We start from the raw sequence: 21,155 nt of genomic DNA, 5'->3' as shown, positions 1-21,155 counted from the left end.
TCTGGGCAAGGAACACCATCATGGCTATCCAAACGCCGAACGGCTTCACGCTCGACAATTCCGGCAAACGCATCGTCGTCGATCCCGTCACCCGTATCGAAGGCCATATGCGGGTCGAGGTCAATGTCGACGCCAACAACGTCATCCGCAACGCCGTATCCACCGGCACGATGTGGCGCGGCATCGAAGTCATCCTCAAGAACCGCGATCCGCGCGACGCCTGGGCCTTCACCGAGCGGATCTGCGGCGTCTGCACCGGCACGCATGCGCTGAGCTCGGTGCGCGCGGTCGAGAATGCGCTCGGCATTGCCATCCCGGAAAACGCCAATTCGATCCGCAACCTGATGCAGCTTGCGCTGCAGGTGCATGATCACGTGGTGCATTTCTATCATCTGCATGCGCTTGACTGGGTGGACGTCGTCTCCGCGCTCAAGGCCGATCCGAAGGCGACGTCGCAGCTGGCGCAGGCGACGTCCGACTGGGCGCTCTCCTCGCCCGGCTATTTCAAGGACATCCAGACCCGGCTCAAGAAATTCGTCGAATCCGGCCAGCTCGGTCCGTTCAAGAACGGTTATTGGGGCAACGCCTCCTATAAGCTGCCGCCGGAAGCCAACCTGATGGCCGTCGCGCACTATCTCGAGGCGCTGGATTTCCAGAAGGAGATCGTCAAGATCCATGCGATCTTCGGCGGCAAGAATCCGCATCCGAACTGGCTGGTCGGCGGCGTGCCCTGTCCTATCAACATCGACGGAGCCGGCGCGGTCGGCGCGATCAACATGGAGCGCCTCAACCATGTGTCGTCGATCATCGACCAACTGATCGAGTTCAACGAAAAGGTCTATGTGCCCGACATCATGGTGATCGGCTCGTTCTATAAGGACTGGCTCTACGGCGGCGGCCTTTCGGACAAGAACGTGCTCGCCTATGGCGATGTGCCGGAATATGCCAACGATTATTCGGAGGCGAGCCTGAAGCTGCCGCGCGGCGCGATCATCGACGGCAATCTTGCCGAAGTCCTGCCGATCGACCACGCCGATCCGGAGCAGATCCAGGAATTCGTCACCCATTCCTGGTACAAGTATCCGGACGAGGCCAAGGGCCTGCACCCCTGGGACGGCGTCACCGAGCCGCATTACGAACTGGGCCCCAATGCCAAGGGCACCAAGACCAACATCCAGGAACTGGACGAAGGCGGCAAATATTCATGGATCAAGGCGCCGCGCTGGCGCGGACACGCCATGGAGGTCGGCCCGCTCGCCCGCTGGATCGTCGGCTATGCGCAGGGCAAGCCTGAATTCAAGGAGCCGGTCGAGAAGTTGCTGAAAGATCTCGGTCTTCCGACATCGGCGCTCTTCTCCACGCTCGGCCGCACGGCTGCGCGCGCGCTGGAAGCGGAATGGGCGGGCCGCCAGATGCGCTATTTCTTCGACAAGCTGGTCGCCAATATCAAGGCCGGCGACAGCGCCACCGCTTTCATCGACAAATGGAAACCGGAGACCTGGCCGAGGGAAGTCAAGGGCGTCGGCTTCACCGAAGCGCCGCGCGGCGCACTCGCGCACTGGATCAAGATCAAGGACGGCAAGATCGACAACTACCAATGCGTCGTGCCGACCACCTGGAACGGCAGTCCGCGCGATCCGGAAGGCAATATCGGCGCGTTTGAAGCCTCCCTGATGGATACCCCGATGTCCGATCCCACCCAGCCGCTGGAAATTCTCCGGACCATCCATTCCTTCGATCCGTGCCTTGCATGCTCCACGCATGTCATGAGCCCGGACGGGCAGGAAATGGCAAAAGTCCAAGTGAGATGAGGAGGGATATGCGATGAGCCCTTCCGAACCGCTTGCAACTTCGGACGCACACGGCGGAAGAGCCGTGGAGCGCCAGAGCGTCTATGTCTACGAGGCGCCGGTGCGCCTATGGCACTGGATCAACGCATTCTCCATCCTGACGCTTGCGCTGACAGGCTATTTCATCGGCAGCCCGCTGCCGTCGGTGCCGGGGGAAGCCAGCGCCAACTTTCTGATGGGATATATCCGCTTCACCCATTTTGCCGCCGGGCAGATCCTGGCCGTGGCACTGATCCTGAGAATCCTCTGGGTGTTCGTCGGCAATGTCCATGCCCGGCAGATCTTCTACGTCCCGGTCTGGAGCGGCCGGTTCTGGAAGGAATGGGTGCATGACGTGCGCTGGTACGCCTTCCTGATCAGCGAGCCGAAGAAATATGTCGGTCACAATCCGCTTGCCCAGTCCGCCATGTTCTTGATGTTCACGCTGCCGCTGTTCTTCATGATCATTACCGGCTTTGCGCTCTACAGCGAGGGCGCTGGCCGCGACAGCTGGGAATGCAGCCTGTTCGGCTGGGTGTTCTCGATCTGGCCGAACAGCCAGGACGTCCACAGCTTCCACCATCTCGGCATGTGGGTGATCCTGGTTTTCATAATGGTCCATATCTATGTGGCCGTGCGGGAGGACATCATGAGCCGGCAGAGCATCATCTCGTCGATGATCTCGGGCGTGTTCAAGGACCGGGAGGACTAGATGCGCAAACAACTGTCTTCCACACAGCCCCGGGTGCTGGTTCTCGGCATCGGCAACATCCTGTGGGCCGACGAGGGCTTTGGCGTACGCGCGGTCGAAGCCTTCCACCAGGCCTATTCGGTGCCGGACAATGTCACTATCCTCGACGGCGGGACGCAAGGGCTCTACCTCGTGCAGTTCGTGGCGGAAACCGACTATCTCATCGTCTTCGATGCCATCGACTACGGGCTCACCCCGGGCACGCTGAAGATCGTCGAAAACGACGAAGTGCCGAAATTCACCGGCGCCAAGAAGATGAGCCTGCACCAGACCGGATTCCAGGAAGTGCTGAGCGCCGCCGACCTGCTCGGCCGCTATCCGGAAAAGCTGGCGTTGATCGGCTGCCAGCCGGTCGATCTCGAGGCTTGGGGCGGGCCGCTGACGGAACCGATGAAGGCGGTCATCCCCGAAGCGATCCGGACGGCAGTCGCCTTTCTCGCGGGATGGGGCATCGAGGTAAGAGCGCGGAGCGGCAGCACCGTGCCCTCGCTCCTCGGCAACGATATCGATTTTGACCATTACGAACGGCGCGCTGAGCCAGCTGCTTTGAACAGCTGAGGAGGACCCATGGAATATCGGAGAATACTGGCTGCATTCGCGGGCCTGGCGCTGCCGGGCGTCGCCAATACCCATATCCGCCTTCATACGGATGGCACGCTTGCCGGTCTCGGCCATCCTTTCAGCGGCCTCGCCCATATCCTTGCCATGGTCGCGGTCGGCTTCTGGGCCGCCACGCTCGGCGGCAGGGCCCGCTGGATCGTGCGCTTGGCCTTCGTCACCGTCATGGCGATCGGCGGAGTGACGGGGATCTACGGCGTGCCGCTGCCGATGGTGGAAATGGGGACTGCCCTCACCGTCGCGGTGCTCGGCCTGCTCGTCGCCTTCGAAGTCAAGGTTCCGGCGCCGGTGGCTGCGGCGATCGTGGGGGTATGCGCACTCTTCCACGGTCATGCCCATGGTTCGGAGTTGCCTGCCATATCGCATGCCACGGGCTATGTCATGAGCTTCCTCGCCGCGACCATCATCCTGCACGCGGGCGGCATCGCTTAGATTCGGCAAGGCCGGGCAGATCGTCTCGCGGGTTGTCGGAGCTGCCGCCGCCTTAGCAGGGGCCGCGCTGTTGACCGGTTGATATTGCGCTACCAAGGCCGCGGCGTATGGGCGCTGTCCACGACGTCCCGATTTCGTAACTTGAATGACAGAAGAGAGACAACGCCATGTGCATAGGTATTCCGATGCGGGTCGTCACCGGCGACGAGTGCGTGGCCCGATGCGAGCGTCATGGCACGATTTCTTCCGTGTCGATGATGTTGGTCGGCGCGCAGCCGCCAGGCACATATCTATTGACCCATCTGGGCTCGGCCATTCGCGTCCTTGACGGGGATGAGGCGCAAGCCATCAATGATGCCCTTGCGGGCCTGGCGGAAGCTGTCGAAGGCCGGTCCTTCGAAGCCTTGTTTGCCGATCTCATCGCTCGCGAGCCGGAATTGCCCGCGCATCTGCGTGAGGGTGAGAGAATAGTTCCCGCATCTGGAAACCAGAATTCCAGCAATTCGAAACGAGCCTCCAGGCTCGTTTGAAATTCCTTGAGATCAATGGAATCCAATGTTCGCCGGATTTGGCACACCGCTTGCAGATTCACTCTCGAGAATGTTCTGCATGCTGATTTCTGGAGGGGACAATGCCATCTTACCTGGTCCGCGCCTGGAGCGAGCGGATGCAACTGCCCGTCGTCGACGAAGCGAGCATCGATACCTTCCTGGCGCCGGCCGCCGGCGAAGCGGAACATTCGATCCTGTTTTTCACCGGCGATCCTGCGCAGCGACCTGAAGCCGACGACGTCGCCGTCGTTCTTCCCGAACTCCTGCAGGCGTTCCAGGGACGGCTGCGGGGCGCCATCGTCCTCCGCGCCGCCGAGGACAAGCTCAAGCCGAGGTTCAATGTCGTGGTCATGCCAAGCCTCGTCGTCACGCGGGGAGCCCAGCCGCTCGGCGTCATCGGCAATATCCGCGACTGGTCGGAATATGTGGAGAAGATCGGCAACTGGCTATCTCCGGATGCGCCGGTCATGGTGGCATCCGGCGGGCCGAAGGTCGAGATCACCCATGCCGGCAAAGAGATCGTCCGATGAAAGCAGGTTTCTGGATCGCCCCCCAGGGCGACGATGCGGCGATGACGGTCATGCCGATTGGCGCCGAGCCGCTGCAGAGCGCCCGCAAGCTCAACTATCTCGCGACCCGCAGCGCCGAGGAGATGATCCGCCGCTGTCGCCGGACGGCGACGCTGCTGCCGGAACTCGCCGATGCGCTCGCCGTGCAGAAGGCTGACCAGCCGGGCCGCCTGTTCGATATCACCGATTTTCCCAATGACGACAGGGAGCTGATCACTCAGACCCTCGGCGAAGGTGAAGTTGCGGGAATTGCCGCGCTGCCGTCCGGCCTCCTGGCGCAGATCCAGGAAGCGGTGATGGCCGGCGTCTGGCGCATCCGTTTCACTGACCCGGATGGCCGGCTGCTTGCTGACTATATCGAGGTTGCGTCGATTCCCGCAGCCGTACGTCAGGCCTGTTCGGCGCTGCCGGCATCGATTTCCCACGGGCCGGCGCCGGCGGGCGCCATGAATGTCATGCCGGTGCTGACCGAGATCGGCGACCGCATCGGCCGCTATAACAACGGCGATCCTGCCCATATCATCACCTTCTCGCTCTTTCCGATGAGCCCGGACGACATGGGTTTCCTGCAGGCGACACTCGGCGCCGGGCCGGTGCAGCTCACATCGCGCGGCTATGGCACATGCCGGGTTGTGGCGGCCGGCGTCCGCAACATCTGGTCGGTGCAGTTCTATAACGCCATGGACACGATCATTCTCGATACGCTGGAGATTGCCGAGATCCCGTCCGTCGCCATCGCTGCCGAAGAGGATTTCAGGGATTCCGAAGCCCGGCTGCGCGACATCGAAGAGGCCTATTTCAAATGACGAGCTTCGAGAATTTCGGCAGGTCCGAGACGGTGTCCGATGACGACAAGATGGAGTGCGGCATCTGCTGGCATGTCTATGATCCCGCGGAAGGCGACCCGGTCTGGCAGATCCCGCCCGGCACGCCGGTTTCCGCCCTGCCCGAGGACTGGCGCTGTGCCAACTGTGACGCCCTGCAATCGAAGTTCATGAGGCTCGGCGATGGACGCTGACGTTGCGGAGCGTACGGAAATCGATCCGGCCGAGATGCTCGGCCTGCAGCTGGAGATGCGCTATCGCCACATTCATGCGACCGCCATGCAGAACGTGCCGCTCTGCAATCCCGCCCTCGGGAGTGCAGCGACCGGCTTCCGGATCTGTGGCGGAAGAGCCCTCGGGATCGTCACGACGCCGTGGTTCATGAACCTGGCGGCGGTGGATATTGCCGGTGGCGTGCAGTCGGCTCCGGTTGCCTCGGGAACGAGCGTCCGCATCTGTCTCCCCGCAGGCGAGGTCGAGTTCATCGCTGGTGAGCTCGATGCGATCGGCCGGGTCGATTCCTGCTCGCTGTTTTCGCCGGCCTTCGAGTTTGAGACAATGGAAGCAGCGCTGGAGACCGCGATGGAGGCCGTCCGCGCCTTCTTCGACCCGGCTGCGCTCGAGCCGGCGGCGGCCCCGCCGGCCAGCGTCAATCGCCGCGACCTGCTGTGGGGGAATTTCCGCAAGCAGCAGGAATTGGCCGAATGACCTTCCTCCTGGGCGCAGGCTCGATCCGGATCGACGTAACGGTGTCGCGGGCGCTGGCCTGTTCCGTGGAGGTAAAGGCCAACCGCCCGCAGGGACTGGCACGCATATTCGTCGGCCGTCGCCCTGAAGAGGCGCCGGTGCTTGCCGGGCAGGTTTTTTCGCTCTGCGGTATTTCGCAATCGGTGGCAGCGCGGCTTGCGGTGCTGAACGCGGCTGACCTGCCGATGCGCGGCGAGGAGCGGTTCGCTGCCACGGCCGAATTGCTTGCGGAGCGTATCTTCGAGACATTGAGAGCGCCGATCCTGCACTGGCCTTCGCCGCTAACCGCCGGTATTGTCGACTCGGCAGGCAAATATCTGCGCGAGGCGCTGGCCGCCTCGCGGGCGATTATTGCTGGTGCGAAGGCAAAGATCGCCGATCGCGCATTCGTGACCGAACCGACGGCGCGGCTTTCCGCTGCGGCTGCCGCCCTCGGCGTTCCCGACGGTGAAGGCGAGCCGCGGCCGGATACGGCCTACGCAGCAATCCTCGGCGATATCGATGGTGACCGGATTTTCGCCAGCCGGCGGCCCGACCCGCTGACCGTTGCGGACGATGCAGAGGTTATCGCTCATCTCTGCCGTGAGGTGGATTATGCCAGCCTGCCGCATCTGGCCGGCCGCGTCGTCGAGACCGGGGCCTATGCCCGGCTGAGCAGCACCGGCATGCCCGAAGGCCCGCATCTGGCCGAGCGCTTCCTGGCGCGCATTCACGACGTTCGCCTTTGCCTGCAGCAGCTCTCCAATCTCGGCCGGCAGGACACGGATGTGTATTCCTCGCTGATGGGCGGCGGACCGACGCCCGGCGCCGGCGGCTATGGTGCAGTGGAATGCGCGCGCGGCAGGCTCTACCATCAGGTTGAGATCGGCATGGACGGACATCTTTCCGCCTACCGCATACTCGCTCCGACCGAATGGAATTTCCATCCGGCGGGTCCGTTCGTCCAAACCCTGCTGTCATCCCGGATCGGCGTGGGCGAGTCGGCCGCCCGGTCGGTATCCAGGCTGGCCATGTCGTTCGATCCCTGCGTGGCGTTCGAAATCGGCATTCGCGAGGCTGCCCATGCATGAGATGTCGTTGATGGAGAGTGTGATCGAGATCGTCTGCGAGACGGCGCGGCAGAATGGCGCGAGCACGGTCAGGTCGGTTCGTCTGGATGTCGGAGTTTTGAGCCATGTCAATCCGGATGCGCTGGTATTCTGTTACGAAGCGGTGCGGCATGGCACGATTGCGGAAAACGCGGCACTCGAGATTAATCGCATCGGCGGCGAAGGCTGGTGCCTCGATTGCGGAAAGACGGTGGCGCTCGAGGAGCGGTTCGGAGCCTGTCCGGACTGCGGCCGGCATCGGGTGCAGATGACAGCGGGCGACGAATTGAAGATCAGGGACATGGAGGTGAACTGATGTGCACGGTATGCGGCTGCGGAACGGCAGTGATTGACGGTGACAAGAGCAAGGCCGAGGGTCGTGGCCATGCCGGCGCGCATAGTCACGATCACGATCATCACCACCATTCCCCGGATGACCATGACCATCACCACGCCGAGGACGGCAGCGTCCACTACGGCAAGGGCATTGCTGGCGTGCATGTGCCGGGCATGAGCCAGGAGCGGATTATCAAGGTGGAAAAGGATATTCTCTCCAAGAACGACGGCTATGCCGCCGAAAATCGGGCCTTCTTCGTGCAGAACGGTATTTTCGCGTTGAATTTCGTCTCGAGCCCCGGCTCGGGAAAGACGAGCCTTTTGGTCCGTGCCATCCGCGAACTCAAGGATCGTATGGTGATCAATGTCATCGAGGGTGACCAGCAGACGAACAACGACGCCGCCCGCATCCGCGAAACCGGCGCCCGCGCCATTCAGATCAATACTGGCAAGGGCTGCCATCTCGATGCCCATATGGTTGGCCACGCGGTGGAAGACCTGGCGCCCGAGCCGGGCTCGATCCTGTTCATCGAGAATGTCGGCAACCTCGTTTGTCCGGCGCCCTTCGAGCTCGGCGAGGCCCACAAGGTGGTGGTGCTGTCGGTTACCGAAGGTGAAGACAAGCCGCTCAAATATCCGGACATTTTTGCCGCCTCCGATCTGATGATCCTCAACAAGTCGGACCTGCTTCCGCATCTCGATTTCAATGTCGGGCTCTGCATCGCCAATGCGCTCCGCGTCAATGCGCGGCTGCAGACGTTGGTCGTCTCCGCCCGCAGCGGTGAAGGCATGGAGGCCTTCTACGCGTGGCTGGAGGCCACGGCCGCAAGGCTTGCGACGCGCGCCAAGGTGGCCTGATCGATGGCGCGCGCCCTGGCATCGTCTGTGGACGATCCGGTCCAGCGGCTGCGGCTGCGGGTGCGCGGTTCCGTGCAGGGCGTCGGTTTCCGTCCGTTCGTTTTTCGGCTGGCGCGGACGATGCGGCTGACGGGTTTCGTGCTTAACGACAGCGCCGGCGTGCTGATCGAGGTCGAAGGCACTTGTGCAAGCCGTTTCCCCGAAGCTGTGCGCATGCAGGCGCCGCCCTTGGCACGCATAGACTCCGTTGATGTGCTGGAGATGGACGCAGCTGGCGGAGAACTGTTCGAGATCCTTGAAAGCGTCGGCGGACAAGCGGCGACGCGTATCGGCGCCGATGCCGCAACTTGCGCCGAATGCCGGCGGGAGCTGACCGATCCGCAGAGCCGCTTCTTCGGCTACCCCTTCGTCAATTGCACCCATTGCGGCCCGCGCTTCACCATCACCGGCGCCCTTCCCTATGACCGTCGGCAGACCTCGATGGCCGCCTTTCCGATGTGTGCGGCCTGCCGCGCCGACTATGCCGATCCGGAAAGCCAGCGCTTCCATGCAGAACCCGTCGCCTGTCCGGACTGCGGTCCGGAACTCAGTCACCCGGTCGGGGAGATTGCTGCACGGTTGCTGAAAGGCGAGATCGTCGCGCTCAAGGGGATCGGCGGCTTCCACCTGTTCTGCGATGCGCACAACGATGCGGCCATCGATCTTCTCAGGTTGCGCAAGGCGCGCGACCAAAAGCCGTTTGCCATCATGGTGCGGGATATCGAGGCGGCACGACTTGTGGCGAATCTGACAGCGGTCGAAGAAGGGCTCCTTATGTCCTCCGCCCGCCCGATCGTTTTGGTGGAAGGCCTTGATGGGCTTTCCAACCTCATCGCACCCGGGCTCACGCGGATCGGCCTGATGCTTGCCTATGCGCCGCTGCACCACCTGCTGTTTGACGCGCTTGCCCAGCGTCTGCGAGATGGCCCCGCCGCGCTGGTCGCGACCAGCGCCAATCCGGGCGGCGAACCGCTGGTGGCCAGCAATGACGATGCCGTACGCCGGCTTGCCGGGATTGCCGATCTCATCGTCACGCACAATCGCGATATCGCCGTCCGCGCCGACGATTCGGTCATGCAGGTGATCGATGGTGCTCCAAGTTTCCTGAGGCGCGCGCGCGGTTTCGTGCCGGAGCCTGTCGATCTCGGCGAGGACGGTCCGTGCGTGATCGCCACCGGCGCCGATCTCAAGAACACTGTCTGCATCACGCGCGGCCGGGAGGCGTTCTTGTCGCAGCATATCGGCGGCCTCGACAATGCCGAAGCGATCCGCTTCCAGCAGGAGACGGTCGCGCATCTCTGTTCCATTCTCGATATCAGGCCGGACTATGCCACTTGCGATCTGCATCCCGATTTCCGGTCAGTGCGGATGGCGGAGAGCCTGGGCCTGCCGCTTGTTGCGATCCAGCACCACCTTGCCCATATTGCCGCTGTCGTCGCCGAGCATCACGTCACCGAGCCGGTTCTCGGGTTGGCGCTCGACGGACATGGCTATGGCGCCGATGGCGGCAGCTGGGGCGGCGAGATGCTGATGGTCGACGGGCACCGATGGCAGCGGCTGGGCTCGCTTTCGCCGCTGCCGCTGCCGGGCGGCGATCGTGCTGCCCGCGAACCCTGGCGCATGGGCGTCGCCGCGCTGCGGGCCGCCGGCCGCATCGATCTTGCGCCAAAGCTCTGGCCGGGACATCCCGGCGTCGCGCATCTCGAAGCCATGTTCGCGCGTGGCATGCAGCCGGCCCGGACGTCGAGCCTCGGAAGGCTCTTCGATGCTGCAGCTGCAGTCAGCGGATTGTGCCTCGTTCAGAGTTACGAGGGACAGGCGGCGATTGAGTTCGAGGCTCTGGCTGAGAGCCCGCACTGTCTTCCCGAAGGCTACAGCATTGTCGACGGCATGCTCGATTTCCGGCCGCTGATCGTCCATCTCGCCGAGCGGCAGCTTTGCGGCGTCAGCGCCTCGAACCTGTTCCACGGCACGCTGATCGCCGGTCTCGTCGATTGGGCGGCGTGCGGGGCGTCGCAAGCCGGAACGAGCAAGATCATGCTCGGCGGCGGCTGCATCGTGAACCGAATCCTCGCTGAGGGCCTTGCGAACGCCCTGCGCAATCTTGGCCTGGAGCCACTTTTGCCGCGGATGATTCCCGCTAATGACGGCGGCATTGCGCTTGGCCAGGCGGCCTTTGCAAGGCAAGTCATCAAGAACGATAGAGGACACGTGGAGGAGAACCCGAAATGTGCCTAGCCATACCGGTCCAGGTAAAGGAAGTGCTGTCAGACAACATGGCGAAGGTGACGCTCGACGGCGTCTCGAAGATCATTTCGACCGCGCTTGTCGAGGAAGTCAAGCCGGGCGACTATGTCCTGCTGCATGTCGGCCACGCACTGGCGAAGATCGATCCGGAAGGGGCGGAAAGGACACTGGCCGTGATCCGCGAAGCTGCCTTGGGAGAAGCGGCATGAGATATATCGACGAGTATCGCGACGGCAGGCTGGCCAAGGATATCGCCCGCCAAATCGCCACGCTTGCCGATCCGGCGCGTTGCTATCATTTCATGGAATTCTGCGGCGGCCACACGCATGCGATTTCCCGCTATGGCCTCGAAGACCTTCTGCCGCAAAATATGCAGATGATCCATGGTCCGGGCTGTCCCGTCTGCGTGCTGCCGATCGGCCGCATCGATGCGGCGATCGCACTTGCCATGCGGCCGGAGATCACGATCTGCACCTATGGCGACCTGATGCGCGTGCCGGGTTCGAACGGATCGAGCCTGCTCAAGGCCAGGACCGCCGGCGCCGATATCCGCATGGTCTATTCGACACTGGATGCGCTCCGGATCGCCGAAGCCGAGCCGGATCGAGAAGTGGTTTTCTTCGCCATCGGCTTCGAAACCACGACGCCGCCGACGGCGCTGGCGCTCAGGATCGCGATCGCCAAGGAGCTCAGGAATTTCTCGATCTTCTGCAACCACGTGCTGACGCCGGCGGCGATCCAGAACATTCTCGAAAGCCCGGATGTCCGCAAGCTTGGCACGGTCAAGATCGACGGTTTCATCGGCCCTGCCCATGTCAGCACCGTGATCGGCACCGAGCCCTACGAATTTTTCGCGGAGGAATTCCAGAAACCGGTCGTAGTGGCGGGTTTCGAACCGCTCGATGTCATCCAGGCGATCCTGATGCTGGTCCGGCAGGTGAACGACGGCCGGCATGAAGTCGAGAACCAGTATATCCGCGCCGTCACCACGTTCGGCAACGAGAAGGCGCAGACCGAGATCGCCAATTTCTTCGAACTTTGCGAGAGCTTCGAATGGCGCGGACTCGGCGAAGTGCCTTATGGCGCGGTGCGGCTCAGGCCGCAATATGCGGAATACGACGCGGAAAAGCGTTTCTCGATGGTGACGCCCGCCGTGAAGGACAACCCGGCCTGCGAATGCGGCGCGATCCTGCGCGGCGTCAAGAAGCCGGCCGACTGCAAGTTGTTCGGCACCGTTTGCACGCCGGACACGCCGATGGGATCCTGCATGGTTTCTTACGAGGGCGCCTGTGCCGCCCATTGGACCTATGGCCGCTTCCGCGAGCACGCCAAAGCCTCCGAACGCGGAAGGGCCGTCGCATGAACGTGATGGTGAAAGCCAACAGGCGCAAGCTCGACCTCAAAAGTGGCCGCGTCGACCTGTCCCATGGGGCCGGCGGCCGCGCCATGGGCCAATTGATCGAGGGCATATTCCACAAGGCCTTCGACAATGAATGGCTGCGGGCCGGCAACGACCAGTCGGCCTTCATGGTGCCTGGCGGCCGCATGGTGATGACCACCGACGGCTATGTTGTCTCGCCGCTGTTCTTCCCGGGCGGCAATATAGGCTCGCTAGCCGTGCACGGCACGATCAACGATATCGCGATGGCGGGCGCGGTGCCGCTCTATCTTTCGGCGAGCTTCATCATCGAGGAAGGGTTTCCGCTGGCCGATCTCGACCGCATCGCCGAAACCATGGGTGCCGCGTCGCGCGAGGCGGGTATGCCGATCATCACCGGTGATACGAAAGTGGTCGAACGCGGCAAGGCCGACGGCGTGTTCATCTCCACCGCCGGCGTCGGCATGGTTCCGGCCGGGCTCGATCTCCGCTCCGATGCTACCCGTCCGGGCGATGTGGTGATCGTGTCCGGCTCGATCGGCGATCACGGCGTCGCGGTGATGTCGAAGCGTGAGAACCTGGAATTCGACACAGATATCGTCTCGGATTCCGCCGCACTGCATGGTCTGGTGGCCGCCATGGTCGAGGCTACCGGAGCATCGATCAGGCTGATGCGCGATCCGACCCGCGGCGGCCTTGCCGCGACGCTGAACGAAATCGCCAATGCGTCGAAGGTTGGTTTTCGTATCGATGAGGAGGCCATTCCGATCAACCCCGAGGTGGCTGCGGCCTGCGAACTCCTCGGCCTCGATCCGCTGAATGTCGCCAACGAGGGCAAGCTCGCCGCAGTCGTGGCGCCCGAAGCCGCTGATGCATTGCTCGCCGCCATGCGGGCGCACCCGCTTGGCAGGGAAGCGGCGCTGATCGGCCACGTCGTGGCGGACGACAATTGCTTCGTGCAAATGGCAACGTCGTTCGGCGGCGGACGCATCGTCGACTGGCTGTCCGGCGAACAGCTTCCCAGAATCTGCTGAGGAAATGCGCATCCTGCTCCTCTGTCATAGCTTCAATTCTCTGTCCCAGCGCCTGCATTGGACCTGCGCAGAGCCGGGATGAGGTGTCGATCGATCTCGACCGAAAGCCCAGCGTCGTAAGGAGAGGCTCTACCCGCTGGTAGTGGTCCAGGAGGCCGGGCTTGACGGCTTCTGGCTGGGGCGAGTGCTCAGCAAGGAAGCCTGGATCGAGAGCCATATTGTGGAGGCTGCATCCATTGTCATGTCTCGCCGTCATCGCCGCGCAAAGGCGGATCGCATCGACGGCGAAACATTGATACGCGCTTTAATGGCTTGGAAGCGCGGCGAACCACGTGCCTGCTCGATGGTCAAACTTCTCACGCCCGATGAGGAAGATATTCGTTGCCTCGGGCTGACCTGATGTGGTGGACGGCCTCCGCTCCCGGCATCGCAATGTGCCAAAGTGTGGCTGTCGAAAGTCACATAAGGGTGAGCCGTCCATGGAGAAGATTACCACAATTGGTCTGGATATCGCCAAGCATGTATTTCAGGTTCACGGGATCAATGGTGCCGGCGCGACCGTGAGCCGCCGCAAGCTGGGCCGCGACGATGTCGTTGGATTCTTCAAGGCGTTGCCGCCGTGCTTGATCGGAATCGAGGCTTGCGCGACTGGACACCACTGGGCTCGGGTTCTTATGGCGCTGGGTGACGAGGTTCGGCTGATGCCGGCGTCTTACGTCAAGCCGTACGTGAAGCGGCAGAAGAATGACGCGACAGATGCCGAGGCGATTTGCGAGGCGGTGACGCGGCCGACGATGCGCTTCGTTCCGGTGAAGAGCGAAGAGCAACAGAGTGTGCTGATGCTGTATCGGGTCCGCGAGCTTTTGATCCGGCAGCGGACAATGCTGGTGAACGCCTTACGCGGCCAATTGGCGGAGTTCGGCATCGTGACGCGACAGGGCATTGCCGGCGTCGGAATGCTGATCGCGTTGGTCGAAGAGGTGATCACGATCTCATCCCGCCGCTTGCGCGGTCCGCACTTCTTCCGCTGATCGGGCAGTTGCGGGAGGTGCACGAGAAGGTCAGCGAAGTGAGGTGCTGATGGTGTGATGGCGAACGGTCGAGCCGGGATCGGACAAACCCGATCAGTGGGTGCCGCTTGAAAGCGCGTTGACCTCTCTGGGATCCGATCAGCGGACTACATCAGGGCCAGCGGCATGAACGCGCCGCAATCAAAGGACGTATACATGCCTGCACCCGACTAATCGTCAGAAACGCAATCGCGTCCACGACGGCGGTCTCCTTTGTGGTCGAAATCGGCGATGCCGGATCTATGCGGGCCGCAAACCATGGACGCGCGCCATGTCCGATGGCTGGCGTGCCAGGTCTTCGATCACCCTGCCCACCACATCCTGTTGGCGGAATATTGCCAGGCCATCGAGGATGCCGGCGTGCGTCTGGACAGGCTGACCAAGCTGGTGGTGGAGACCGCGGCATCCTGGTCGATGGCGCCGGTTGTGGCCGCCTACCAGGCGATGCGCGAGCCTGCTTCAGCGCGTCATTGGCAGCTTCGCGGGCTCGATACTTTTCCGCCGACGGCGGCTCTTTAAGCCTTTTTGCAGGAGCGACCTCCTGCGCAATCGCCCACAGGAACGCGGCCATTTCTCTGGCAATGGCGGTGACAGCGATGACTTTCGGCTTGCCTGCCGCGCACCAGGTCGCGGATCGTCGCCTCATGACCTTCGTCCGGAACCCAGACCGCGGTCAGGACGGACGAATGAAGAAGCAGAGAGTTACGGAAGAGCAGATTATTGCGGTGCTGAAGGAGCAGGAGGCTGGTGCGAAGGCAGCCGACCTCTGCCGCAAGCACGGAATTTCGGAAGCGACGTTTTACAACTGGAAAGCCAAATACGGCGGTATGGAAGTCTCCGAGGCGAAGCGGGTTGAAGGCGCTTGAGGACGAGAATGCAGGCTGAAGAAGCTGCTCACCGAGCAGATGCTCGATGCAGCTGCGCTTCGCGAGCTTCTATCAAAAAATGTATGGTCCGCCTCGCCCGTGCAAGAGGTCGCGACATCGTAAATGACGATTCCAGTTGCATAAATGTATCCGGCCTCTCGCGAGTGGGCTGCGGTTGCAGCCAGGCCATGATGAGATCCGCACACGCCGCTCCCAATAAAATGGTTCGGGCACGAAGCCCGCCTTTTTTGCACAGGGCTTACGGCATGTTGATCCGCTGTTTCGTCATCACTATCCCGAGCCTTGCAATCGAGCCAGAAGCGTCAGGTGAATGCAGGGTCTCTGCGTTCGTAGAGTGCTCGAGGCTTGGTCAGGACAACCCAGACAATCCGGGCTATCTTAGCGGCAAGTGCGACGACAGCTTTGTTGGGGTGCATCCGAGCCTTGCTCCAATTGGCGTAAGTCCGCGAACAGGTTGGCGAGCAGCTTCCGCATGGCCGGAGACAAATCGTTGGTAGGATCTTCGATGGCCTGTGGAAGGTCGAGCTTGAACAGACCAGCGCCCTGGCGTAGCGCGATCCCGTATTCGAGGCAGAAGGCTCGCATCTGATTGATCAGGCGTGTTCTCGTGCCGATCATCTGGTCACGCACACGGTGAAGGGTTTGGAGGGTCTGCTTGTTCTTCGCTTTTGATTGCTGCAAACCTCATTGTCGGCCGTGTGGTGCTTCAGCGATCGCCTCCGCGTCGATGATGTCACTCTTGTTCGACTTGACGTAGGGCTTCACGAATTGAGCAGGGATCAAGCGCACCTTATGTCCGAGTGCCTGTATCTTCCTGGCAATCCACTGAGAGCCGGCGCACGATTCCATCCCCACGATTGCGGGCGCCGCGCGTTCAAAGAACTGCAGCAGTGTGTCCCGTCGGAAGCGAACCTGTTGGACTGGTTCTCCGTCGCTTCCGAGGACCGGTGCACGCGTGCAGCACGCTGCCTGGCTTTCCGCTTGCGAACGGAAAGTCTCAACCGCATCTATCGGCTCTATCGCGAGGAAGGGGCCGTGGACGCGGCACATTGCGGTTTGGCATTGCAACCTCCTTCGGTTTGACAGCCTCGTGATTCGGCAGGAGGACGAGGCGGACCATCCCATTAATGGTAGGGCCCGCCGCCAAGGGTGACGCCGTCGCGCATCTGAAGACTGTGATGGGTCTTTCGGAACGCCGGGCCTGCCAGATCATATCCGCCGATCGGAAGATGATACGATATCGGTCCTGCCGACCGCCGGAGACCGAGTTGCGAGCAAAGCTACCCCGGACGGCCCTCCCTCCCGCCGAAGCAGGACGGACAGTCGCCGGTAGCCGAAACGCCGACGCTCGTTGTCGAGGCGAAAGAGATGAAAGCTTCGCGTTTCCGCCGGTTGCTCACACATGGGGTAATCGCGGCGCGATTGCCCAATCCATTTTCAAGAATGATGGCTGGCGGGGTTGGTTGCCCCCGATAAGATGGAAATACGGGCTCACGATGGTCGGGCCCGGGCCACTCCTGCGGGTAACGAGCTGATCCGGAAACCTGGATAACAACGATGATCTTGAGGGCGACGCGACGGTGCTTGAGGAGGACACATTCCGCGAAGCAGCGGAGTAGCTATTACCGGCCGACGGTATGGCATGTTGATTCCCCGGAGACCCAGCGCGCGTTTGACTGTTCTTATCAGTGATGTCAGGCTTTCACAAGTCGGATTGGAGCGTCGACATGTCCCAAAATTATGACTTCAAAACCCTTTCACCGGTGGAGTTTGAAGCGCTTTGCGTCGACTTGGCTGCAGCCGAACTTGGTCTTCCGTTCGAAACCTTTGCCGAGGGCCGCGACTGGGGGATTGACGGGCGGCATGAGCAAGACGGCAGCCGGATCATTGTTCAGGTCAAACACTACCGAAATAGCAGTTGGGCAAATCTCGAAAACGCTGCCAAAGAAGAAAGCAAAAAGCTGACGAACCTGACGCCATCCCGATACATTTTTATAACGTCTCAGCCGCTGAATCCCCAACAAAAAGACAGACTCAAGGCGTGTCTCAACCACCCTTCGGTTTCGGTTGGCGACATCTGGGGTCAGACCGAGCTAAACGCACTGTTGCAAAAACACGGAGATGTTGAAAGGCGCCATATCAAACTCTGGATCCAAAGCGCCCCGGTCCTGCGTGATCTCCTCAACAGTCACATCGTTGCCGCCTCCGAAGCGACACTTCACGACATTAAGCGAACCCTGAAGACTTTCGTCCCCACGCGGGCTGTCGGGCGCGCAAAGACGATCCTCGATAATTTTCATGTCCTGATCATTTCCGGACCACCGGGCGCGGGCAAAACCACATTGTCCGAGGCCCTGGCTGCCGAATACCTTCATGAGGGATGGGCGGTCGTGTCGATCTTCAATCCCGAGGAAGGGTTCAAAGCACTTGATCCAGCCGCGAAGCAGATTTTTCTGTTTGACGACTTTCTCGGGAATATCGGTCTCGAAAGCAGCCTTTCGGGAACTGAAGAGGGGAGGCTTGTTAAATTCTTCTCGAGGGTTCGCTTCGAGGCTGACAAACGCCTTATCCTGACCAGCCGCTCCTACTTCCTGCAGACCGCCCGAATGAAGTCCGAGGCTTTGGACGATGACCGTGTCAGGTTGACTGACTTGGTCTTGGATCTCAGTGCCTATAGCAGGCGCGAGCGCGCCCTCATATTGTACAATCATCTCTATCATTCGGATATTGACAACAAGGCCGTACGGGCCCTGATCGACAGGGGATGTATCGGACCTATCATTGATCATCCAAATTACATGCCACGGCTCATCGAATGGATGACCGATCACCCCCACGTTCGCGACATTGCGCCAAGCAATTATCCGAGCGCGTTCATGGCCACGCTCAAAAACCCGGACAAAATCTGGGAAAAGGCATTCGCCGCTCACATAAGCCAAACTGCAAGGGCGTTTCTCTTCTGTCTTTTCGTGTCCGGCAATTTCGGAGGGATCACAGGCTACGGCGTTCCATTCGATCAATTGGAGCCGTTCTTCGACCAGGCCTTGGAGGGCTTTAAGCTCGCTCTTGTCGGTCGGGTCGGCGGCAGCGCTTTCGAAGATACGATCCGGGAGATCAATTCCTCCTTTGTCACGGTTCACGACGGTCGCCTGAATTTCATAAATCCCTCCCTCCAGGATTTTCTGTCGCGGAAGATCCGCGACAGCAAGGTCCTCGCCGTTCTCTTGGAGGCGAGCCGCTCCTACCAAACGACGATGCGCATTTGGTCGTTTGCGCGACATATGCCAGCGGAAGAAGCCGGGGATCTGGCATCGATTGTAATTTCCTCCATAAAGTCCGGTGCGCTTTCGGGGGAAGAACGCGTCGATATCTTTTTCGACTTCATCGAGGATATACTTTCGAAAAAGAACGATCGATCTCTCATCGCCTACCTTCGCAGAAGGGTGTGGCGGCATCTATGGTGGAACGCGCCCGATCTGCCTGCCTTCATCAGCAGATTGCGACAGCAGCGCCGCCCGAATATCAGGGACACCGACGCCTACGCTCGGCTCCTTTCCCGCGACGTGTTCCGGTTCCTCAAAGGCTATCCAAGTCTCGATGACCTGGGGCAGCTCGCCGAGAACCTCACAGAACACCCTATTTCCTATTCAGACGCGTTCAACGAGGTTTTCGCGGACGTCGCGACCTATGCTATCGAAAGCCTCACACCTGCCGATCGCGAACAAGCAAGCGCGTTCAAGGCGGAAGACTGGCTCGCCGACATCGGCAAGATCGAGAACTACCTTCCGCTGGCTGTAGAGGAGAAGAAGCAGGAGCTTTTCAGCTTTATTGAGGGCTATAACCAGTATCGGCGGAACAGGGAGAGTGACTACCGCTATGGACCCGCCACCTTAGATTGGCCGAACCTCGGCGGCGTGGATTTCTCGCCCGCCCAGGTAGCGCAACTCTTCTCGACCTTGAAAGGCGACGAAGACAAGTGAACTCGATCCGTCTGGGATTTGCCAGGCGTTGATTGCATCAAGCGCCATGCCATTGAAAACGACCCTGACTATTATTTCCATTGGGCCTCGCACACGCTTGACGGGAAGGAAGGCGCGCCCTTAGCCTGATATGACAGGACTCGATTGGAAGGGCATGATAATGACGACTGAGGGCGATCTCACGACGACCGAGAAGGGGCAAAATTTCGAGAAGGAGGTCGCCGCAATCTACGAGGCGCTCGGCTACAAGGTCGAGCGAAACGTTCAGGTCAAAGGTCATCAGGTTGACCTTCTTGTGACGCGGTCGCTCGCAGGCGCACGAACCATCACCTACATGATCGATGCAAAGAACCGGTCCTCGGGTAGCGTCGGCATTAATGATTTCGCGAGTTTTTCCACTACCGCCACGCGCCTCTTTCTGGACGGGGCAATTACCGGCGCGATCATGGTCACCAATGCCGATTTTAGCCAGATTGCATCGGGTCAGGCGCTCGACAGCAACAACCTCAGGCTCATGACGATCAATGAACTGCGAAACGAGATTTTCAATCCCTCGGAAGCGTTGACCAGAACGATCATCGATTACGAAGCTAGGGAAATCAACGCCGAGTATATCGCGTTGGACGCCGAATCGAATTTGGCTCACGTGATCGGATAAAGGACATTGGAGCCTATATCTACCAGTGGGTTGCAAAGCGAAAGGGCATGCTCGTCGTCGCGGGTGATTTTGGCTCTGGAAAGACGACCATTCTCGAAAGGGCGTTCTATGACTGTGCGATCAGCTGCTCAAAGGGGCGATCAGACATCTTTCCGATTCTGCTGCCGTTGCGTAGCTTTCACAGCTATGACGATCTCTGGTCATTCGTAACCACCAAGGCGCTTGAGAAGAACTATGTGTCTGTCTCAAGATCAACGCTCGAAAAGCGTATCCGCCAAGGGAAAATTGCGTTCTTTCTCGACGGTTTCGACGAAATCCACACCGGCGCCACTGCAGCGGAAAGGGCAAGCTATCTCGCGCGGCTCGAACCCCTTATCAGCAGTCCATGTCCCTGTATCCTGACAACCGGGCCGACTTATTTCGAGTCTTTCAACGAAATGCATGGGGCCCTTTCGAAACTTCTTCCGGGAGAGGCTTCATTTGACGGCGACAGCTTCGGCGAGCTTGATCTGGAGGCGGTCCTCGATCACCTCGACATTCATCGTTCGCGGAAAATCGAAAAGAACGATCTGATGAACATCGTTCTTATCGACGTCCTTAACAGGGACAAGGTCGTCGAATACGTGACGGCGTTCAAAGACGAGTTGTTCGTCAGCACAGGGCAAAATGTCGAGTTCATCCTCGAATATCTTTACAAGATTTATGACCTGAAGGATCTCCTTCGCCGGCCGCTGTTGCTCAAGATGATAGTCATCCTGATCATCAAGGGTGGGCTCAACGTGAACTCCGACAAGAAGCATGTCGGCCCGGCAACGCTTTATTCAGCCTATACCTGGATGTGTGCCAAACGGGATACGCGCAAGGGTGAAGCTGACGAGCGCAGCTTGCAGCTTTTGACCGACAGCGAAAGGCTGAGCAATTGCCGCGAGCTCGCCATGACCATGCTCGAAAAAGGGTCAATCGAGCTCGGACATGCCGATATCGTCGAGGCGGTGACGGACTTTGCCCAGGCGAAAGCCAAAGGGAAAAAGCCGGCCGAACGCACTCTGTTGCTCAACCGCATTGTCACCGACACCCGCGTCTGCTCCTTTATCTCCAATACCGATGAAAGCACCTTCCGGTTCACGCACAAGTCCTTCTTCGAGTTCTTTGTGGCCCACGCCATCATCCGAAACCTGACGAAGTATAGAAGTTTCCGGCGGTCGCAGAACAGCGAAAACTTACCCGAGAAATCATGATCTTCCTGGGGAGCTTCGTCC

At 60.6% G+C, this 21,155-nt stretch carries 20 protein-coding genes and 6 pseudogenes; 24 read left to right on the top strand and 2 right to left on the bottom strand.

From position 1 onward, the window contains the following. Positions 1-20 precede the first annotated feature (20 nt). From RGR602_RS21355 to RGR602_RS37435, 20 genes and pseudogenes are all read left to right on the top strand, one after another. Positions 21-1,811: a nickel-dependent hydrogenase large subunit gene (locus RGR602_RS21355; RefSeq protein WP_040114137.1), complete on the top strand. Its 1,791-nt coding sequence runs from the start codon at positions 21-23 to the stop codon at positions 1,809-1,811. 13 nt (positions 1,812-1,824) lie between these two features. Continuing rightward, entirely contained in the window at positions 1,825-2,541 is a 717-nt protein-coding gene (cybH, locus tag RGR602_RS21350; protein ID WP_040114136.1) for a Ni/Fe-hydrogenase, b-type cytochrome subunit, read from the top strand. Beyond that, positions 2,542-3,138: a HyaD/HybD family hydrogenase maturation endopeptidase gene (locus RGR602_RS21345; RefSeq protein WP_040114135.1), complete on the top strand. Its 597-nt coding sequence runs from the start codon at positions 2,542-2,544 to the stop codon at positions 3,136-3,138. A gap of 9 nt (positions 3,139-3,147) precedes the next feature. After that, positions 3,148-3,630 (top strand): HupE/UreJ family protein, encoded by a 483-nt coding sequence (locus RGR602_RS21340; protein WP_223844059.1) that lies wholly within the window; start codon positions 3,148-3,150, stop codon positions 3,628-3,630. Positions 3,631-3,797: 167 nt separating this feature from the next. Further along, on the top strand, positions 3,798-4,160 hold the full coding sequence (locus RGR602_RS21335; RefSeq protein ID WP_052451687.1) for a HypC/HybG/HupF family hydrogenase formation chaperone: 363 nt from the start codon (positions 3,798-3,800) through the stop codon (positions 4,158-4,160). A 101-nt stretch (positions 4,161-4,261) separates the two neighbouring features. After that, on the top strand, positions 4,262-4,711 hold the full coding sequence (locus RGR602_RS21330; protein ID WP_040114134.1) for a thioredoxin domain-containing protein: 450 nt from the start codon (positions 4,262-4,264) through the stop codon (positions 4,709-4,711). Next, positions 4,708-5,556: a hydrogenase expression/formation protein gene (locus RGR602_RS21325; protein ID WP_040114133.1), complete on the top strand. Its 849-nt coding sequence runs from the start codon at positions 4,708-4,710 to the stop codon at positions 5,554-5,556. Before RGR602_RS21330 ends, RGR602_RS21325 begins: the two co-directional genes overlap by 4 nt. Further along, positions 5,553-5,768, top strand: coding sequence for a rubredoxin (locus RGR602_RS21320; protein WP_040114132.1), 216 nt, complete (start codon positions 5,553-5,555; stop codon positions 5,766-5,768). The genes RGR602_RS21325 and RGR602_RS21320 overlap by 4 nt, the downstream gene beginning before the upstream one ends. Next, complete coding sequence (gene hybE, locus RGR602_RS21315; RefSeq protein WP_040114131.1) at positions 5,758-6,282, top strand: [NiFe]-hydrogenase assembly chaperone HybE; 525 nt, start codon at positions 5,758-5,760, stop codon at positions 6,280-6,282. Before RGR602_RS21320 ends, hybE begins: the two co-directional genes overlap by 11 nt. Beyond that, on the top strand, positions 6,279-7,391 hold the full coding sequence (locus RGR602_RS21310) for a nickel-dependent hydrogenase large subunit (RefSeq protein WP_040114130.1): 1,113 nt from the start codon (positions 6,279-6,281) through the stop codon (positions 7,389-7,391). The genes hybE and RGR602_RS21310 overlap by 4 nt, the downstream gene beginning before the upstream one ends. Beyond that, positions 7,384-7,725, top strand: coding sequence for a hydrogenase maturation nickel metallochaperone HypA (hypA, locus tag RGR602_RS21305; protein WP_040114129.1), 342 nt, complete (start codon positions 7,384-7,386; stop codon positions 7,723-7,725). Before RGR602_RS21310 ends, hypA begins: the two co-directional genes overlap by 8 nt. Further along, the gene (gene hypB / locus RGR602_RS21300; RefSeq protein ID WP_040114128.1) at positions 7,725-8,603 is read left to right on the top strand and encodes a hydrogenase nickel incorporation protein HypB; all 879 of its coding nucleotides are present in this window, start codon (positions 7,725-7,727) and stop codon (positions 8,601-8,603) included. The genes hypA and hypB overlap by 1 nt, the downstream gene beginning before the upstream one ends. A gap of 3 nt (positions 8,604-8,606) precedes the next feature. Continuing rightward, on the top strand, positions 8,607-10,880 hold the full coding sequence (hypF, locus tag RGR602_RS21295) for a carbamoyltransferase HypF (RefSeq protein WP_040114127.1): 2,274 nt from the start codon (positions 8,607-8,609) through the stop codon (positions 10,878-10,880). Next, positions 10,871-11,098, top strand: a complete 228-nt coding sequence (locus tag RGR602_RS21290; RefSeq protein WP_040114126.1) for a HypC/HybG/HupF family hydrogenase formation chaperone — start codon at positions 10,871-10,873, stop codon at positions 11,096-11,098. The genes hypF and RGR602_RS21290 overlap by 10 nt, the downstream gene beginning before the upstream one ends. Then, entirely contained in the window at positions 11,095-12,252 is a 1,158-nt protein-coding gene (gene hypD, locus RGR602_RS21285) for a hydrogenase formation protein HypD (RefSeq protein ID WP_040114125.1), read from the top strand. Before RGR602_RS21290 ends, hypD begins: the two co-directional genes overlap by 4 nt. Continuing rightward, on the top strand, positions 12,249-13,301 hold the full coding sequence (hypE, locus tag RGR602_RS21280; protein ID WP_040114124.1) for a hydrogenase expression/formation protein HypE: 1,053 nt from the start codon (positions 12,249-12,251) through the stop codon (positions 13,299-13,301). The genes hypD and hypE overlap by 4 nt, the downstream gene beginning before the upstream one ends. A gap of 97 nt (positions 13,302-13,398) precedes the next feature. Continuing rightward, positions 13,399-13,683, top strand: a pseudogene (locus RGR602_RS21275) (IS110 family transposase); the annotation flags it as partial. Between the two features lie 97 nt (positions 13,684-13,780). Next, positions 13,781-14,296, top strand: a pseudogene (locus RGR602_RS21270) (IS110 family RNA-guided transposase); the annotation flags it as partial. A gap of 301 nt (positions 14,297-14,597) precedes the next feature. Next, positions 14,598-14,821 (top strand): annotated as a pseudogene (locus RGR602_RS37440) (IS110 family transposase); the annotation flags it as partial. A 236-nt stretch (positions 14,822-15,057) separates the two neighbouring features. After that, positions 15,058-15,321 (top strand): annotated as a pseudogene (locus RGR602_RS37435) (transposase); the annotation flags it as partial. A 315-nt stretch (positions 15,322-15,636) separates the two neighbouring features. Here the strand turns inward: RGR602_RS37435 and RGR602_RS39790 are convergent. Together RGR602_RS39790 and RGR602_RS39785 are read right to left on the bottom strand one after the other, a co-directional pair. Then, positions 15,637-15,939 (bottom strand): hypothetical protein, encoded by a 303-nt coding sequence (locus RGR602_RS39790; RefSeq protein WP_052451686.1) that lies wholly within the window; start codon positions 15,937-15,939, stop codon positions 15,637-15,639. Beyond that, positions 15,925-16,110: pseudogene (locus tag RGR602_RS39785) on the bottom strand (IS110 family transposase); the annotation flags it as partial. The gene RGR602_RS39790 and the pseudogene RGR602_RS39785, both read right to left, overlap by 15 nt. Before the next feature lie 275 nt (positions 16,111-16,385). Between RGR602_RS39785 and RGR602_RS37430 the strand changes: the two are divergent. The 4 genes and pseudogenes from RGR602_RS37430 to RGR602_RS21240 all read left to right on the top strand — a co-directional run. Then, positions 16,386-16,541, top strand: a pseudogene (locus RGR602_RS37430) (IS3 family transposase); the annotation flags it as partial. Between the two features lie 408 nt (positions 16,542-16,949). Then, positions 16,950-19,238: an nSTAND3 domain-containing NTPase gene (locus tag RGR602_RS34975; protein WP_052451684.1), complete on the top strand. Its 2,289-nt coding sequence runs from the start codon at positions 16,950-16,952 to the stop codon at positions 19,236-19,238. Positions 19,239-19,398: 160 nt separating this feature from the next. Beyond that, the gene (locus tag RGR602_RS21245) at positions 19,399-19,896 is read left to right on the top strand and encodes a restriction endonuclease (RefSeq protein ID WP_166677344.1); all 498 of its coding nucleotides are present in this window, start codon (positions 19,399-19,401) and stop codon (positions 19,894-19,896) included. Positions 19,897-19,943: 47 nt separating this feature from the next. Continuing rightward, positions 19,944-21,134, top strand: a complete 1,191-nt coding sequence (locus tag RGR602_RS21240; protein ID WP_040114121.1) for an NACHT domain-containing protein — start codon at positions 19,944-19,946, stop codon at positions 21,132-21,134. Positions 21,135-21,155 lie beyond the last annotated feature (21 nt).

The organism is Rhizobium gallicum bv. gallicum R602sp (assembly GCF_000816845.1).
In the GTDB taxonomy this organism is placed as follows: domain Bacteria; phylum Pseudomonadota; class Alphaproteobacteria; order Rhizobiales; family Rhizobiaceae; genus Rhizobium; species Rhizobium gallicum.
Note: the sequence above shows the minus strand (reverse complement) of the source record. Positions and strands in the feature narration are given on the sequence as shown.